Source organism: Bacillus sp. B4EP4a, from assembly GCF_006680105.1.
Classification (GTDB): Bacteria; Bacillota; Bacilli; order Bacillales; family DSM-1321; genus Peribacillus; species Peribacillus simplex_E.
In genome coordinates, this window is the sequence record NZ_VHIK01000010.1 from 70,792 (window position 1) to 88,081 (window position 17,290).

Annotated in this window: 17 protein-coding genes and 1 riboswitch; of the genes, 5 read left to right on the plus strand and 12 right to left on the minus strand. The window is 40.4% G+C overall.

The window, feature by feature from the left end; all coding sequences use genetic code 11:
* Positions 1-16: 16 nt before the first annotated feature.
* The 9 genes from FNK51_RS05045 to FNK51_RS05085 all read right to left on the minus strand — a co-directional run bounded on the left by FNK51_RS05045 (position 17) and on the right by FNK51_RS05085 (position 7,524).
* Entirely contained in the window at positions 17-787 is a 771-nt protein-coding gene (locus FNK51_RS05045) for an amino acid ABC transporter ATP-binding protein (protein ID WP_098370538.1), read from the minus strand.
* On the minus strand, positions 784-1,494 hold the full coding sequence (locus FNK51_RS05050; protein ID WP_141992632.1) for an amino acid ABC transporter permease: 711 nt from the start codon (positions 1,492-1,494) through the stop codon (positions 784-786). The genes FNK51_RS05045 and FNK51_RS05050 overlap by 4 nt, the downstream gene beginning before the upstream one ends.
* A 20-nt stretch (positions 1,495-1,514) precedes the next feature.
* Entirely contained in the window at positions 1,515-2,222 is a 708-nt protein-coding gene (locus FNK51_RS05055; protein WP_141992633.1) for an amino acid ABC transporter permease, read from the minus strand.
* A gap of 32 nt (positions 2,223-2,254) precedes the next feature.
* Positions 2,255-3,073 (minus strand): transporter substrate-binding domain-containing protein, encoded by an 819-nt coding sequence (locus FNK51_RS05060; RefSeq protein ID WP_141992634.1) that lies wholly within the window; start codon positions 3,071-3,073, stop codon positions 2,255-2,257.
* Positions 3,074-3,093: 20 nt separating this feature from the next.
* Positions 3,094-3,627, minus strand: a complete 534-nt coding sequence (locus FNK51_RS05065; protein WP_141992635.1) for a GNAT family N-acetyltransferase — start codon at positions 3,625-3,627, stop codon at positions 3,094-3,096.
* A gap of 121 nt (positions 3,628-3,748) precedes the next feature.
* On the minus strand, positions 3,749-4,009 hold the full coding sequence (locus FNK51_RS05070) for a glutaredoxin family protein (protein WP_141992636.1): 261 nt from the start codon (positions 4,007-4,009) through the stop codon (positions 3,749-3,751).
* A 38-nt stretch (positions 4,010-4,047) separates the two neighbouring features.
* Complete coding sequence (locus tag FNK51_RS05075; RefSeq protein WP_141992637.1) at positions 4,048-5,382, minus strand: LLM class flavin-dependent oxidoreductase; 1,335 nt, start codon at positions 5,380-5,382, stop codon at positions 4,048-4,050.
* 74 nt (positions 5,383-5,456) lie between these two features.
* A complete protein-coding gene (locus FNK51_RS05080) occupies positions 5,457-6,479 on the minus strand; it encodes an LLM class flavin-dependent oxidoreductase (protein ID WP_141992638.1) in 1,023 nt (340 codons plus the stop codon).
* A gap of 133 nt (positions 6,480-6,612) precedes the next feature.
* A complete protein-coding gene (locus FNK51_RS05085; RefSeq protein WP_141992639.1) occupies positions 6,613-7,524 on the minus strand; it encodes a LysR family transcriptional regulator in 912 nt (303 codons plus the stop codon).
* 403 nt (positions 7,525-7,927) lie between these two features.
* Here FNK51_RS05085 and FNK51_RS05090 point away from each other — a divergent pair, with 403 nt between their 5' ends.
* A complete protein-coding gene (locus FNK51_RS05090; RefSeq protein ID WP_057278656.1) occupies positions 7,928-8,140 on the plus strand; it encodes a hypothetical protein in 213 nt (70 codons plus the stop codon).
* A 110-nt stretch (positions 8,141-8,250) separates the two neighbouring features.
* On the opposite strand, the gene FNK51_RS05095 is transcribed toward FNK51_RS05090, so the two are convergent.
* Positions 8,251-9,600 (minus strand): FAD-binding oxidoreductase, encoded by a 1,350-nt coding sequence (locus FNK51_RS05095; RefSeq protein ID WP_141992640.1) that lies wholly within the window; start codon positions 9,598-9,600, stop codon positions 8,251-8,253.
* A gap of 268 nt (positions 9,601-9,868) precedes the next feature.
* Complete coding sequence (locus FNK51_RS05100) at positions 9,869-11,254, minus strand: amino acid permease (RefSeq protein ID WP_141992641.1); 1,386 nt, start codon at positions 11,252-11,254, stop codon at positions 9,869-9,871.
* Between the two features lie 505 nt (positions 11,255-11,759).
* A riboswitch (glycine riboswitch) is annotated at positions 11,760-11,838 on the plus strand.
* 207 nt (positions 11,839-12,045) lie between these two features.
* Here FNK51_RS05100 and FNK51_RS05105 point away from each other — a divergent pair.
* The 4 genes from FNK51_RS05105 (at position 12,046) to FNK51_RS26390 (ending at position 15,763) form a co-directional block, all read left to right on the plus strand.
* Positions 12,046-13,389, plus strand: coding sequence for an amino acid permease (locus FNK51_RS05105; RefSeq protein WP_141992642.1), 1,344 nt, complete (start codon positions 12,046-12,048; stop codon positions 13,387-13,389).
* 287 nt (positions 13,390-13,676) lie between these two features.
* On the plus strand, positions 13,677-13,877 hold the full coding sequence (locus tag FNK51_RS05110) for a DUF3311 domain-containing protein (RefSeq protein WP_098370527.1): 201 nt from the start codon (positions 13,677-13,679) through the stop codon (positions 13,875-13,877).
* Positions 13,874-15,352: a sodium:solute symporter family protein gene (locus tag FNK51_RS05115; protein ID WP_141992643.1), complete on the plus strand. Its 1,479-nt coding sequence runs from the start codon at positions 13,874-13,876 to the stop codon at positions 15,350-15,352. Before FNK51_RS05110 ends, FNK51_RS05115 begins: the two co-directional genes overlap by 4 nt.
* Before the next feature lie 264 nt (positions 15,353-15,616).
* Positions 15,617-15,763 carry a hypothetical protein gene (locus tag FNK51_RS26390; RefSeq protein ID WP_181762187.1) on the plus strand — a complete coding sequence of 49 codons (147 nt, stop codon included), beginning with the start codon at positions 15,617-15,619 and terminating at the stop codon, positions 15,761-15,763.
* Between the two features lie 26 nt (positions 15,764-15,789).
* On the opposite strand, the gene argH is transcribed toward FNK51_RS26390, so the two are convergent.
* Entirely contained in the window at positions 15,790-17,274 is a 1,485-nt protein-coding gene (gene argH / locus FNK51_RS05120) for an argininosuccinate lyase (RefSeq protein WP_098370524.1), read from the minus strand.
* Between the last annotated feature and the right edge of the window lie 16 nt (positions 17,275-17,290).

Consider the following 17,290-nt stretch of genomic DNA (forward strand, 5'->3'; position numbering starts at 1 on the left):
TCCTTGGCCCCTTCCTTTAATTGGCCTTTTCTTGTAATAACGATAAGGAATAATCTCTTGATATCCGGTTTAAAAATTGTCGTGTTCGTTCTTCCTTTGGAGCATTGAAAATCTCCAATGGTGACCCTTCTTCAACAATGACCCCGCCATCCATGAAAAGAACGCGATCCGATATCTCTTTAGCAAAACTCATTTCATGGGTTACAATCACCATCGTGATGCCTTCCTGGGCAATTGCTTTTATGACAGAAAGCACCTCCCCAACCAACTCAGGGTCGAGTGCCGACGTTGGCTCGTCAAATAGAATGACCTCCGGATTTAAAGCAAGTGCCCTGGCAATTCCAACACGTTGCTGTTGCCCTCCTGACAATTGCGAAGGGAAATGGTTATGCTTATCTCCCAAACCTACTTTTTCCAATAACAGCTCGCTTTCCCGTTTCGCTTCAGCTTTCTTATATTTTTTTGTAACAATTAACCCTTCCATTACATTCTCCAAAACAGTTTTATGAGCAAATAAGTTATAATGCTGAAAAACCATTGCCGATTGTCTTCTAAGGGATAGGATTTCCCTTTTGGTCGCCTTCTTAGACTTCACCTTTATATCCCCCACTTGAACAATTCCCTCATCCGGTTTCTCGAGAAAGTTCAAGCACCTAAGCAAGGTTGTTTTCCCAGATCCACTCGGTCCAAGTATGGTAACTACTTCTCCCTTGCCTATTTTCAAATTAATTCCTTTTAAAACGGGCTGCTGGTTAAATGATTTTTTTATTTCTTTTAAATAAATCATTGTACTCCTCCTCGATTATAGGCAGTGGCCTTTTTCTCAATTAAAAACGAAAGCCCCTCTGCAATGATTGTGAGGCCCCAATAAATTAAACCAGCAGCGATAAATGACTCTAAAAATTTCAAATTGGTGGATGCAACAACATTGGCCGCTCCTGTCATTTCTTTTTGCGATACAACGAAAGCAATGGATGACGTATGCAAGAATCCAATGAAAATATTCGTGAAATTCGGGATGGACTGAGCAATGGCCTGTGGCAAAACAATTCGCGTCATGGCTTGAAACGAATTCATGCCCACGGAATAAGCTGCCTCCATTTGGCCATTGGAGACACTGATAATTCCCGATCTGAATATTTCCGATAAATAGGCACCCGCACTCAACGATAAGGCGGTTAAGACAAATAAAATGATCGGAATGGAATTAGATTGAATACCCAAATCAAACTTTTTAGAAATTTGATCGATTAATAATGGAAAACCGAAATAAATGAGCATGATGTGCATGATAATCGGTGTTCCTCTAAAGAAGGAAACATATCCATTTGCAACTCTACTTAGAAATTTCACTTTATATATCCTTATCAAGGCAACAGTGAGACCGATAATAAAACCTGCAAGAAGAGGAAGAATCGTTAAGATAAGTGTGATTGGAAGTGCTCTAATAATCTCCTTAAAAGCAGTCCAAATGAATGGTATATCAATCGTCAAGTCCTTCCCTCCTCTCTTTGTTATCCAGTAACAGACACATCAACAGTTTGATGCCGATTAATGCGGTTTTCATAAAGTCTGAATATTTTCTCGAACAATAGCACGACTGCATAATAGATAACGGCTAATGAGAGATAGACTTCGAGAGCATGTGCAGTTGCGGCAATCAATGTCTCTCCCCTACCCATCATATCCATTACGCCGATGGTAAAGGCAAGTGAGGTATCCTTCAAGGATCCGATAATAGAGTTTGCGATATTCGGAAAAGCAATCCTTATTGCCTGAGGAAGCACAATTCGAAAAAAACTTTGACTATTATTCATGCCAACAGAATAGGCTGCTTCCGTTTGCCCATAATCGACAGCCTTAATTGCTCCTCGGAATATTTCTGCGAAATGCGCCCCATTACTTAATGCATACGTAATAATGACAAAATACAGAGCATCCATTCTTGAAATATCAATATTAATGAATATAAGGATTGCAGGCAGTCCATAAAAAACTAGAAATAATTGTATTAAAATAGGCGTTCCCCGAATGAATGAAATATACAAAATGACTATTTGATTCAAAACAGGGATACGAAATAATCTCAGGATGGCTGCCGCTATCCCGATGACCATTCCTAATAAAACAGATGCTGCCAGAATTTTCAATGTTACGCCAAGATAATATATTAACGTCGGAATGAAATCGACGATTAATGAAGGATCAAATGCTTTCCCCATGCTTTAGCACCTCCGCGCTTACTACTATCTAATTAAAATCCCACTGAATAGTCGGCGCCCAGCCACTTTTTACTTAGTTCGCTAACTGCCCCTTCTTCTTTCAGTTCCACAAGTGCTTCATCAATTCTCTTCTGTAAAGGCGTTTCGTCTTTTCTTAGCAAAAAGTATACTTTTGAATTAAGAAGCGGCTCACCCACAACCTTTTGCTGTGCATCTGCTTGTTTATTTAAGAAGTCGACTGCAAATGGTGTAGTAATGGTAGCATCCGCCCGACCAGTTTTGATTTGATTCTTCGTATCATCTGTGCCTTGGCCAGAATAGACTATTTCAATACCGGCATTATTTTCTTTATTATACTTTTCAAGAAAAACAGCAGAATTGCTCGTTGCACTCACTATCGCTTTTTTTCCTTTTAGATCTTTAATGGAATGGATATCATTGTTGTCCTGATGAACTGTAACTTGAAGCGGAAAGACATTGTAGGGTTCTTTATTAAATAGAAATTTTTCTTTCCGTTCATCATTCACTTCCATTTGATGAGCAACAAAATCTATTTTGTTCGTTTCTAAACTTAATAATAGATTAGAAAATTCCATCGTTTTAAATTCAAATTCATATTCAGGCAGCTTTTCATCGATTTGACGAACCAACTCGACATCATACCCTGTTAGCTTACCATTCTTATCCAAAAAGCAAATATTAGGGAATTGCGTCCCTGTTCCAACAATGATTTTCTGAACTTTTTTATCTTTTGAATCCCCAGATTTTGCTGTACTCGTTGTTTCTTTTGAAGAGCAAGCTCCTAAAAAAGTTAGTAGCAGTGCCATAACAATTAGTAATGTTTTTTTCATCTCAATTCCCCCGTACGTTTTTAATTACTAACAATTGGTTCTTTATTTTCAATAATGCGATACAACGTTTCATCTAGAATTTTACGAAGATACACAATTTTTTCTCCATCGTGATCTCGTTCAGCAAAAATCTCATAGCCCCTTCTTTCATAAATGGAAACTAGCCAAGGGTGACGATCAGCTGTCGCCAAATAGACAGCCGGCGCTTTCACCTGTTTCCGAAGTGCATTTTCTTCCACCCAGGTTAACAAAGTCGAGCCAAAACCTTTTTGTTTGTATAGGGGGTCGACTGCAAACCACCAAATGAATGGGTACGGACTGAAATGATCAGGATCATTCCATGGATGACGAACTGTCACAGTGGAAACAATTTGGCCCTGCTGCTCTAAAACATAAGTGAGATTCCGCCTAATATTATTCGTCACTAGCTGTAAATCGGCTGTCGCAGCAAGAAAGTTAATATTCAATTCTCTGATTGGTTCATAAGCCCGAAGTGTGACGTTTAGCACTTCTGGAGCATCCTTTACAGTGGCAAGACGGATTAACTGTGTCATGATTAACTCCCCATTTCTATAACTTATTATTTACACAAGAATAGTCGGATTTATTTCTGCAATCTTTCCTTAATTCAATCAGTCATACTTATAGACTTAGATTTTAACGCATGATTTTTTGTTATTGTACACGTTTAAGTACTTTTTCAAGATGAGGAATTCCAATTTCCGTAACGCTCTCATATACACTACCTCGCCCAATTTCAATAATGGGCACATATCGAACACCATATTTGATTTCTAAAATATCTCGCCGATCATCATGATTGGTAACATCCACCGTTTGATAAGCGATCTCCTTTTCTTTTAAGTATTGTTTAACCTCCTCGCAATAGTGACATCCTTGTTTTGACCAAACGACGACAGATAACGCTTCTCCCATTTCTTATTCCTCCTTCAATTTTTAAATTGATTCTTCAATCATTGATTAATGCTTTCTTTCGCATAACGATTTTCCGGGAATGGAAGCCCCAAGTTGCCTCTTAAGGTTTCTGCTTCATATTCAGTACGATATATTCCCCTTTTTTGAAGGATAGGAACCACATAGTCTACAAAGTCACTTAAAGCATTTGGAACACTTGAAGAAAAGATAAATCCGTCCGCCCCCTTCTCTTCGAACCATTGCTGAATCAAATGCGCTACTTTCTCTGGAGTTCCAATGAAAGAAGTCCGGGGTGTTGTCTCCTTAAGTGCTACTTGACGGAGCGTTAACTGTTTCTCCTTCGCTTCCTGTTTAATTCGATCAGTCGTACTTCGGAAACTGTTTTTTCCGATGTCTCCGAGATCTGGGAAAGGTGCATCCAGTTCATATTGGGAAAAATCATGATGATCGAAGTAGCGTCCCAAATAGTCAAGCGCCTTATCTATAGAAACTAGGTTAGCGAGTTCTTGATATTTGTGCTCCGCCTCTTCCTCAGTTGCACCAATGATTGGCGCGATACCTGGCAGAATAACAATTTCATCAGGATTTCTCCCGAATGCAATAGCCCTGTTTTTTACATCCTGATAAAAAATCTTTGCATCTTCCAATGTTGGTTGACCTGTAAAGATTGCATCCGCTTCTTTAGCCGCAAAATTTTTGCCAGCTTCTGATGAACCAGCTTGAAAAACGACAGGTCTCCCCTGTTTAGATCTGGCAATGTTGAGTGGTCCTTGCACGGAGAAAAATTCTCCTTTATGCTTTAATTGATGCATTTTTGAAGGATCAAAAAACTCACCTGACTCTTTATCCCTAGTAAACGCGTCATCCTCCCATGAATCCCAAAGTCCTTTGGTGACTTGTATATATTCTGATGCTATCCGATAGCGTTTGGCATGATCAGGGTGTTCTTCAATCGTTTTGTTATAATTCAAGGCCGTACTCTCAAGAGGGGTAGTAACAAGGTTCCATCCGCCACGACCTTGACTAATGTGATCAAGTGAAGCAAATTGCCGAGCTACAGTAAATGGCTCACTGTATGAGGTGGAAACTGTTCCGACAAGCCCTATTCTTGATGTGAAAGCAGCGAGTGCGGATAAAATGGTAAGTGGTTCAAATCGATTTAAGAAATGCGGTATTGACTTCTCATTGATAAACAATCCGTCAGCAATGAAAAGTAAATCGAACTTTCCCTCTTCAGCCTTCTGGGCCTGCTCCTTATAAAATTCAAGACTAACACTGGCATCTGCTTGAATGTCTGGATGTCTCCAACCAGATATACTCCCTCCAACTCCATGAATAAGCGCTCCAAATTTCAACTTTCTCTGCTCAGACATCAATACTCCTCCTTTAATTAATCGGTTTTCAGCTTTGCTGACATCCACCAACTTCCCTAATTGCTGAAGTCTTTTTAATTTTGGCTCGTAACGTGTTTCTCTTCAGATAAGACTAATTGAAGTGGACTCAACAATCGAAAGGATCTGAACCTTTCTGCTTCCTTTAAAATCGGCGAATGTAGGATAAACTCATCTACCCCGTACTTTTCATGTAAATTTGCTAAGACTTCTTTTACATAAAAAGGAGTTCCAGCAATAATATTGGAATCTTGTTCTTCTATTTCGTAAGGCTCCCCAGACTGCTTCCCGAATAACTCTGCTTGCGCTAGTGTTTGGACCGTGACAGAACGACCGCTTTTGAGATGAACTTTCACAATCTTCTGGTCACCTGTTAACTGTTCTGCTTCTTGTTGTGAAGGAGCAGCAATCACTGAAACCGATACCTTAAAGCTCCCAGCTGGATAGATACTTTGGTAAATGCGTGAAGCATCTTCGAGTACAGTCTCATTACTATTGATAAATCGAGCAAATACATAAGCTATACCAAGATCGGCTGCTAGCCTGGCACTATCAGCACTTGCACCAAGCAGAAACATCTTAGGCTTTTTGGAAGGGAGTGGTGTCGCTTGAATGCCTGCAAGCGGGTGAGTTTCATTAACTGAATTTTCGATTATTTCTTGCAGGAAAGATAACCGCTCTTCGAAATCTTTTCCATCATTCACAGTTCCAAACTGTAGCGCCTTCGTTGATAAGGGGAGGCCACCTGGTGCCTTTCCGATGCCCAGGTCTACCCTGCCTGGTGAAAGATTCGATAATACGTGAAAGTTTTCCGCCACTTTATATGGACTATAATGCTGAAGCATAACTCCTCCGGACCCTACCCGAATCGATTTTGTCTGGGCTAATAAATAAGAAATCAATACTTCCGGGGAGGACCCCGCCAACTGTTCGGCATGATGATGTTCCGATACCCAGAAACGGGTATAACCCCACTCTTCTGCATGTCTAGCCAGATTAATGGTTTGCTGTAGTGCATCAAATGCTGAAGCTCCTGGAAATATCGGGCTCTGGTCTAAAATGCCAAGCTTATAACTCATATTCTCTCCTCCGCTTTAATTCAAAGTTTACTTATGTGAATAATTATATTTTGACATATCCTATCATCTAAAACATGCTAATGGCAATGGTTTTACTAATAGAAAAAAATATTGTATTGATAGAAAATATCTATCAATTCGATTGTATCTGTAATTGCTGAGGGTTTTTCTCAAATTTCCGAACTGATAAGAGAATGTCTTTCCATAATAAAGGGGATTCCATCCCGTGATTTAAATGCGTCAGATGGATGTGCTGCTTAATCTTGATCAAATGTGACACATCCACTTCAATCAAAGTTCCCTGTTCTAACTCTTTTTTAATACATAAGTACGGTAAAAATCCGATACAGCTTCTGCTAAGAATTAGCGACTTCGCCACTTCCAGGTGATCAACCTGAAATTCAATGCGCGGCTCTACATTGGATACTTCAAAAATTTTATGAACGTGGTTCCAGTCAAACGCACCACACTCAAAAAATACCAACGGCTCCATTGCTAATTCCTGTACTGTTAGCCCAGTTCGAAGTTGAAATGGATGTCCTGGATACACGACTAAACGAATCGAATTATCAAGGGTTTTGTAATTTTGCAGACCACTATGTGTAACATCCTTCATAAAGGCTATATCAACCTGTTTCTGAAGCAATTTTTCCATTAATGCATCATTTGTTGCTGAAATAAATTTAAAGCGTAAATTGGGGTTTTCCTTTTTCCATAGAGGAAGAGCAAATGGAATAAAGTATTGCGATGTAATGATATTAGCCCCTATCGTTATTTCCTCCAGTTCGCGTCCTCTTTTCAACTGCTTTTTCCCCTGGTGAAAGGTACGAATAATTTGATCCGCAAACGGAATGAAGGCTTTCCCTTTTTCGGTTAAAATAATCCCTCTTCCTTGCCTCTCAAATAGTACTGAATCGAGTTCACTCTCAAGCGTCTTAATTCTTGCCGAAACCGTTGGCTGTGATAAAAACATTGCCTCTGCGGCTTTATGAAAACTATTAAGGTGAACAACATACATAAAAGCTTCAATATGATCAATATTCATCTTGCCAACTCCTTTTTCCAAGTGAACGCAAAAAGCTCCTGTTCGCTTATCACGTTCAGGAGCTTTCGGTTGTCCAATCAGCTCATCACTTATAATAATTCTTTCTCCGATTTTAATCTGATAAAACCAATAAGTAAAGTATAATTTAATTAACTGAACAACCAAAAAATCACGATATATTTTTTACGTTTTCATACATTATGATATTCAAGGAACGTAATAGTAATTATGCAGATGAAAATTTCAGGATTATAAGTAAATAAAACGAATACTTTTTTGGCCGTTTCAGAACTTTTCCAAGCTGTCCATCCTGTCTAGGTTATATTTTTTTCTCCTTATAAAATAGAAAAGAACGGTCATCCTAATGGAGTAATCCCAATAATGACATAAGGAGAGAAACTACATGCCTCAGCAACAAATTGATATCAATCAATTAAATCAAGCAAAAGCAAACGTTACCCTTACGCAAACCTTACTTTCACAAGCAATTGAAAAATCTTCCTCTGATCCAACTTTGGCACAAGAAGCCATTAAACAAGCGGCTCAAGAAATCGCCCAAGCCCAATCTTCCGTAAATCAGGTTTACAATACAGTACAAGCTCAGCAAGCGGAATGATTTTGAGTATTATCTCGATTAATTAATTCAAAACAAGAAGAAAGAGGCCTATATCCAAATTTAGGAATAGGCCTTTATATAACGAATATTTATGGTGAATCCAAGCTTTTTCAAACCCACTTATTTAATGGCGGTATGCTTTGTGGGAACTTAAACGCATTGTATGGATCATACCTCGTTTTCACTTCCCTAAGCCGTTTGAAATTTTTTCCATAATACGCAGTTGGCCAATCTTTGATTAGAGTATCCGGCCAATTCACATAGTCACCGGTAGTAAATGGCGACAAGGCATGCTTCAGGTCCTTGATCCAACGAATGTTTAGCCGCTCTTCTTCTGGATTGGTCCATGCAGCCTGATACTCCTGGGCGATGATGGCATCGCGATAATAAAAAGCTGTCTCCTTTGGATCTTTAAGGCCCGCCACTCCTCCTAAGGATTGGTGCCAAATGGCTGCATTTTCATTTGGAGCATTTCCTAAAAAATGTTTCATGGTCATGATTGCTTGCTCCGGAAAAGCTTTTTCAATGAAAGATCCTGACCTCTTTCGATACGCCGGTTGATTTCCAGCTGGATAATCAAAGAATCTTACGGCTTCAATGTATGGGACTTCCTTTATCATGACATTTATTGGTGAACCAGTTTTTGTCAAAGGCTTTAATAGCTGCTTCAATCTATGTGACGATCCAACAAATTCACCTTTAGCAAAAATTTCGTTTGCTTCCTTTGCCTTGAATTCTATTTCTGAAGTTAAGCATTCATCAGCTTGAGGGGCCCAATCCTGCCAGGCTTCAAACACCGCTTCGAAATCTTCCCACCCCCATGTGACGGAGAAAACGGATACCCTTGATACGGGGGTTACCCTGAAAGTAAGAGAAGTGACTATGCCAAAGTTTCCCCCTCCTCCCCCGCAGCATGCCCAAAATAAATCACTATTGATTTTCCTATTTGCTTTAATGAGTTTGGCGCCCCTCTTTCCACACGCCCTTACCATTTCTATTTCAAGTAGATTGTCACAAGTAAGTCCAAAGCGCCTCGTTAACATACCTATTCCACCGCCGAGCGTAAGACCTACAACACCAACACTGCTTTCGGTCCCTGCCGGAATCGTCGTTCCATAGTTCCATAACGTATTATATACTCGCCCTAAATCAGCTCCGGCTTCAATTTTTGCGATCATTTTTTCACGATTGACCTTGATATTGTACATTTCACTAATATCAATGACTAGACCGCCATTCACTAATGAAAAATTTTCATAACTATGCCTGCCGCTCCTAACCCGGAAAGGTGCATGATTTTCCCGGGCCCACTTCAATGAATTCAACACATCATCGGAATTTTGACAAAACACAATGACCTTTGGGAATTTAGAAAAACTTAAGTTATTATTTATCCTGGCACGCTCATACTCAGCATCATTTGGTGTAACGATACGCCCGGTAAGCTTAGTTCTTTCCAAAAGATAACCCCTTCCTCGGGTAAATATGTTACATCCTATGAAAAAACTGGCAGGAAGATACATTCCCCTTGCTGTCCCTCCCTTGTAATGGGGTCAATTTAGCTTTACTCGTGAATTTCGCTGTTTTACTCGTGAATTCAACGGTTTTACTCGTGAATTTCGCTGTTTTACTCGTGAATTCCACGCATTTACTCGTGAATTCCACAATTGATCCAAAAAAACAAAAAAAGCCCTTCTCGAATTAAGAGAAGGGCTTTTTTTTACCTTATCAGGAAATCTCATCATCGGATTTAACATCCAATGGTGTTCGTTTATCCATTTTCAGCATGTAATAACTTGCTGCGACCAAGGCTAGGAAAACGATCCCGACAACCAAGGAAATCCTTGTACTAGGATTGATCCACATACCGACCAGCACCATCAGTAAAAAGGCAATCGTCGCATAGTTACTGTAAGGGGCCAACGGCATTTTGAACGGATGTTTCTCCATTTCAGCAGCATTCACCTTTCTGAATTTAAGCTCACTGATAAGTAAGACAAACCATGGAATCATCCCGGGCAATACACTCGCACTGTACACATAAAGGAATAATTGAGGCGGTGCAAGGTAATTCAGGATAACCCCGATGCCCAATCCTAAAAGTACAGCGATCGTGCAATATGCCGGCACTCCATTTTTAGATACTTTAGCAAAGGCTTTCGGAGCTTGGCCATTCAATGCCAGTGTGTAAAGCATACGTCCTGCACTGAAAATCCCACTGTTGCATCCAGACATTGCTGCAGTGATTACGACAAAATTAATGATGCCTGCCGCTGCAGTGATACCTATTTTGGCAAAGGTTGAAACAAATGGACTGCCTAAGTCATCCAGTTGATCCCAAGGGAATACTGTCACGATGACGAATATGGCACCAATGTAGAAAATTAAAATGCGCCATATGATTGATTGGATCGCTTTTGTTACGGTCTTGGTTGGATTTTTCGCTTCTCCTGCTGTGATTCCGATAAGCTCAACGCCTTGATAGGAAGCCACTACTAGGGAAAGCGCGAAGAAGAATCCTGTCCAGCCTCCCGTAAAGAAGCCGCCATTTGCCCAAAGATTCGATAATCCAATAGCATCCCCGCCATTCCCTATTCCAAAGAAGATAAGGCCAAGGCCGGCAATGATCATTAATATAATCGTTATGATTTTTATAAGCGCAAACCAAAATTCAAATTCCCCGAAGGATTTAACCGAAATAAGGTTTGCCGCCCCCAAGATGATCATGGCGACCACACCTGGTATCCAAGCAGGTAACTCCGGGAACCAATATTGCATATACAACCCAACCGCGATGATTTCGGACATTCCGACGATTACCCATTGAAACCAATTGCTCCAAGCAGTCATATAACCTGCCAAGGGATGTATATAGCTGCTCGCAAAGGTTGCAAAAGAACCTGTAGTCGGTTCTAAATATAGCATCTCACCCATGGAACGCATGATGAAAAATATAAAAATACCTGCGATTGCATAAGCAAGCATAACAGAGGGCCCGGTCCATTTGATCGTGCTCGCAGAACCCATGAATAAACCGACCCCGATGGTTCCGCCTAAAGCTATCATTTGAATATGTCTTGATTCCAGCCCTCTCTTTAAATCCTTGTTCGACATGATTAACTCCCCCAGATGCAATATCGGTAATGCTTTTCCATCCTTGCCACGAACGACTCTCTTTTAATTAGAAATGCTTTATCGTAATCAATATTACATAACACTTCAATTATATTTTCTTATCTTATAATAGTAAATATTCTGTAAAAATACAATTGTATTTTTGAAATAAACAGTTACCAATAATATCTTGTCGATTTTTCTAATCTAAAAATATCATTTTAAAAAAATGATGTTCAGTATTTTATAATAGTGATCGTTCAAAAAGAGCAGAAAACTATCACTTCTGCTTAAACCTTAAGTTAAATACAAACCACTATTAAACTGCGATAATGCCTGTTTCATTTCAAAAATATTTGTTGACCTACCGAAAAATTGATGATAGAATTCCAATATTATTTTATAAGCATAATGAATGATCCAACAGTGGAAGATTAACACTGACAGACATTTCTTCACAACCGCATACAAGCAAGCGATGAATGCTATGGATGACACTATAGCAGGAGCAGCTTCTGGAGAGACTGTACAAGATGCAGCGCCGAAGGATTCACAATCTCAGGCAAAAGGACAGAAGAGTAACGAATGATAGAATTGTTATTCTGAACCCTTTAAGAGATTGGTATTATCCAATCTCTTTTTTTATTGTCCATTTTGTGATTGGACTTAAAACTACACTCTTGAAAACCAATGGAATAGGCAAGCAGGGCAAAAAATCACGTCCCTCTCTCCAAGACCATGCAGGTTGAAATCATTCACTAACAAGACTATAAAAAACGGGGGCGTAAGAATTGGCTAAACAGGAATTAAAAAGAGATTTAAAAAATCGACATGTACAACTGATTGCAATAGGAGGAACCATTGGCACCGGTTTATTTTTAGGATCCGGAAAAGCCATACAATTGGCTGGACCTTCCATTATATTCTCCTATCTGATAATAGGGATTGCCTTGTTTTTTGTGATGAGGGCGCTGGGCGAATTGCTATTATCCAATGCAGGTTATGCATCATTCACTGAATTTGCAACCGAATATGTCGGTCCATGGGCTGGATTCGTGACAGGTTGGACATATTGGTTCTGTTGGATCATGACCGCAATGGCCGATATCATAGCTGTCGGTGTCTATATACAATATTGGTTCGATATCCCTCAATGGATTCCAGCTCTAATATGCCTAGTCATTCTGTTAGGGTTGAACCTATTGACCGTTAAGTTATTTGGCGAATTGGAATTCTGGTTTGCCATCATTAAAGTAATCACGATCATTGCCTTGATCATCGTAGGAATCATTCTATTGATCATCGGCTTCAACACCAATACCGGAACGGTTTCCGTAACGAACCTATGGAATCATGGGGGCATGTTCCCCAATGGCATTTCCGGATTCCTATTATCATTACAGTTGGTCGTCTTCTCATTTGTCGGTGTCGAATTGGTCGGGGTTTCCGCAGCGGAAACGGCGAACCCAAGAAAGAACATTCCTTCTGCCATCAATAAAATCCCTGTCCGGATTTTACTTTTCTATGTTGGTGCCCTATTCGTCATTCTCTGTGTCAACCCATGGACACAACTTGATGCCTCAAGCAGCCCATTTGTAGAGGTCTTTGCGTTAATCGGCATTCCTGTCGCTGCAGGAATCATCAACTTCGTCGTGTTGACATCCGCTGCTTCTGCATGTAACAGCGGTTTATTTTCAACAAGCCGAATACTCTATACGTTAAGCAGGAATGGCGAAGCCCCTGCTAAACTGGAAAAATTAAATAAACAGGCTGTTCCAAGCAATGCCTTATTAACATCCACAATCGTTGTATCAATAGGGGCATTATTAAGCAAGCTGATACCGGAACAGGCATTTACCGTCGTGACGACCATCAGTGCCATCTGTTTCATTTGGGTATGGAGCATTATCTTGATCTCCCATATCAAATATTCGAAAACAAGGCCTGATCTAAGAGCCGAATCGACTTTCAAGGCTCCTTTTACACCCTTTGTCAATTACGCCATTTTAGGATTATTCCTATTCATCCTTATTGTTATGCTATTCGCTGAAGCTACACGACTATCACTGCTCTTGACCCCGATCTGGTTCATACTCTTGGTGATACTATATAACTATCGGAAAAAAAATAGCTAAAGGAAATAAAGCCTTGAATTCAATTCGAATTCAAGGCTTTATCCATCTAAGAAACATATCAAGATTAGGCAGTTGGCGCGTTTTTGCTAAAATATATCACCCAACTCCATTAAATTTTATATCAAAATAGTGTAAGCTATTATATATCATCGGACCTTTTTAAAAGAAGGTAAATCCGTCTTGTATGAATTTTCCTTCCCGGTTTGGTTCACCCAGCCATCAGTGGCATTGAAGAATAAACCCCATTGATGGACGTTTCACTTATTTAAAACGGAGGGGTTTGTTTAATGAAGATTATATATATCCTTACTCTAGTTCCTTTTATAGGCATACTAGGATTTCTACCTTTTGTTAATAAAATAGAACCATACGTATTAGGGATGCCTTTCAATATGTTCTGGATGGCTATGTGGGTTGTCCTTACCTCTGCCATATTGGGCATCATGTATAAGCTGGATCCCAGGAATCGGGAAGGTGACCAGAAATGAATATTGCTCTCTTAATCATTTTAGCATTTTTACTTCTATCGATATTTTTAGGGATACGCTCTTCAAAAGGAAAAGATATGAACTTGGAACAATGGACGGTGGGCGGACGTGGTTTTGGTGCGATTTTCGTCTTTCTGCTGATGGCCGGGGAAATCTATACGACCTTCTCCTTCCTTGGCGGCAGCGGCTGGGCATATGGCAAGGGCGCACCCGCTCTATATGTTCTAATTTACATTACTCTGTCTTACGTATTATCCTATTGGCTCCTTCCGGAAATATGGAAATATGCCAAAGAAAATAAACTGATGTCTCAATCCGATTTCTTTGTGAGCAAATATAAGAGTCCCAGTTTAGGAATTTTGGCTGCACTTGTCGGTGTGGTGTCGATGATTCCAGTGATCGTCGTGCAGCTGAAAGGATTGGGAATCATTGTCTCAGAGGCATCTTATGGTGCCATCTCAATGTCCGAGGCAGTTTGGATGGGGGCGATCAGCCTTACCATTTATGTGATGATCTCCGGTATACACGGTTCTGTTTGGATAGCGGTCATTAAAGATATCATGATGGTCGCCATAATAGGATTTTTGGGGATTTATCTGCCGATCCATTACTTTGGCGGATTTCAGCCGATGTTTGAAGCGATTGATGCGGCCAAACCTGGTTTTCTAAAGTTCCCTGACCAGGGACTTAGCGTATCATGGTTTATCTCCACGGTAATATTGCTCGTATTCGGTTTCTATATGTGGCCACAAGTTTTCAGCGCTGTCTATTCAGCACGCAGCGGCAAGGTATTTCGAAAAAATGCCATCATCAGCCCTTTATATACACTCATGCTGTTATTCGTCTTTTTCGTTGGGTTTACAGCTATATTGAAAGTGCCCGGACTTGTTGGGGCAGATGCAGACCTCTCATTGCTGCGCCTTTCAATCGAGACCTTTGATCCATGGTTTATAGGCATAATCGGCGGAGCTGGATTGTTGACCGCATTGGTGCCGGGATCCATGCTTTTGATGAGCGTCGCTACACTGCTCGCGAAAAACGTCTATAAGGAATTTGCACCTGCAGTGTCCGATCGCCACGTTGTACGATTGGCAAAGTTTCTTGTTCCAGTCATTGCCCTTATAGCCGTCTACTTCACCTTAAACGGCGGCGAAACGATGTCAGCATTAATTCTAATGGGATACAGTCTCATTACACAGCTATTCCCGTCCCTGCTCTTTAGTCTGAAGAAGAATAATCCCATCAATAAATATGGCGCAATCGCCGGCATAATCACCGGATTATTCATCGTAATCTGCATTACACTCAGTTCTTCAACTATAGGAACCTTGTTTCCGTCCTTGCCGCAAGCCGCGAAAGATTTGAATGTGGGAATCATCGCCTTGGCGGTCAATTTCATTGTGATGATCACGGCAAGTCTTGCTTTCAGAAAGCACGCGGTTCAGTTGGAACCTAAATCCGTTAACGATATTTGAAACACTTTCTGATGCTGGTTATTTTGGATAAAGAAACATTAAAAGAACATCGAAAGGGCTCAGTCAAAAGACTGAGCCTTTCTTATAATCGACACCCAAAGTCATAATGTCCTTTTTCTTAAGAGTGATTATACAAAGTTAATAGCGGACAAAAAACAATGTCTCATATGAAACTACTAATCTTTTTTGTTTATAATCAAAACCCCTATTTTAACTAATAAATACAACGAGAAAATACTCTTTTCAGGAGGTTCGGGCTTTTACTTGGGATTTGGAGTAAATACTCGTGAATTCTACGCTTTTACTCGTGAATTTGGAGTAAATACTCGTGAATTCCACGCTTTTACTCGTGAATTTCATGCTTTTACTCGTGGATTTGGAGTAAATACTCGTGAATTTCATGCCCGTTAAAATTCATTTCCTTTTTTCACGTACCTTCAGTAATCCACTAAAGCCTTCCTGTCATCATTCATTGCTTTAACGATTCCCTTATATTCGTGCAACTGTTGCTCCAGTTTTTGTTTTCTATTTACGATCATCCTCGTAACCTCTTTCGGGCTGGGCCCGCCTTGAATGCTTCTAATTTCCACAAAGTATTCGGGAGAGATGATCTTTTTCCATTCGTCTTCAGTTAAATTCACTGCAACGAATTCATTGATGATCTTGTTGATGTCTTGCGTGTCCCAATCATAAAGCTCCTTCCCTTCACCAATCGACCGTTTTGCAATATGACTCGCTATGGAATGAGCTTTTCTAAATGATATCTCGTAATCTCTTGATAGGGTATCCGCTAATTCAGTAACCGTTATACTGGATTTTGCGGCCATTTTCTTTGTATGTTCTTCATTTACTTTCAAAGTCGATATGACGGCATACATTAGTTTCATGACACGTCCTGCATTCGAAAAAGCCCGATATAAATGCGGCTGTAAATCATCTTCCGTATCGACGATATCACCAAATGGCGTATTGTGGATCATATTCATTGCAGCGAGTGCATCACCATACGCACTGCTTGCAATCGAACGGGAATGTTCAATGGAAACTGGATTTCTTTTTTGCGGCATGATACTGCTCACTTGAACATAAGGATCGGCCACATGAAATGTACCAAACTCCCTTGTCACATGCTGCAGGAAATCTTGAATCCATCTTCCTGCATTGACCATGCACGTCATGATGGCAGTTGCGGTTTCCAATAAATAATCCGCCCCGCCTATCGAGTCATAGGAATTCTCGATCACCGAATCAAACCCAAGCAGTTCAGCAGTACGGTTCCGGCTGATCGGAAAACCGGTGGTCGTTAACGCGGCAGCGCCCAAAGGCGATTGGTTAACCGTTTCATAGGCTGCCCATAACCGGCCAATATCCCTTTGAAGCACATCATAAATGGCTAAAAAGTAATGTCCTATCGTAGTCGGCTGAGCCGGTTGGGTATGCGTGTAACCAGTTATATAGGTTTCTGTATGTTTTTCAGCCTGCACCAGAAATGCCTCACTCAAATGGTTTGCGTAGCCAATCAATTGGAGCAGATGGCCTCTCAAAACAAGCCGGTACATCGCGACTCCCATATCATTACGACTGCGGCCGATATGAATCTTTCCTGCAAGTTCATGACCGATTTCCTCACCTATCTTTGCCTCCATCATGAAAAATAAGTCTTCGAATTGGGGCTGATAGGTCAACTGCTTGAGATCTGTTTGGGCCACTTTCCGAATCCCATCAAGCATGGTTTTCGCCTCTTCTTCTTTAATGATCTTTTGTTCCGAAAGCATGATGACATGCGCCCGATGAATATCGAACATTGCATGAAATAAGTAATCTCTTTGATCATTAAAAACAGGCATCAGAAGCTCTTCTGCATATGTTTTTCCGGGAAAGACACTACCTTCATTTTTGATAAATTCTTCAAGCCTGCTCATCTTTAAACCTCCAAAT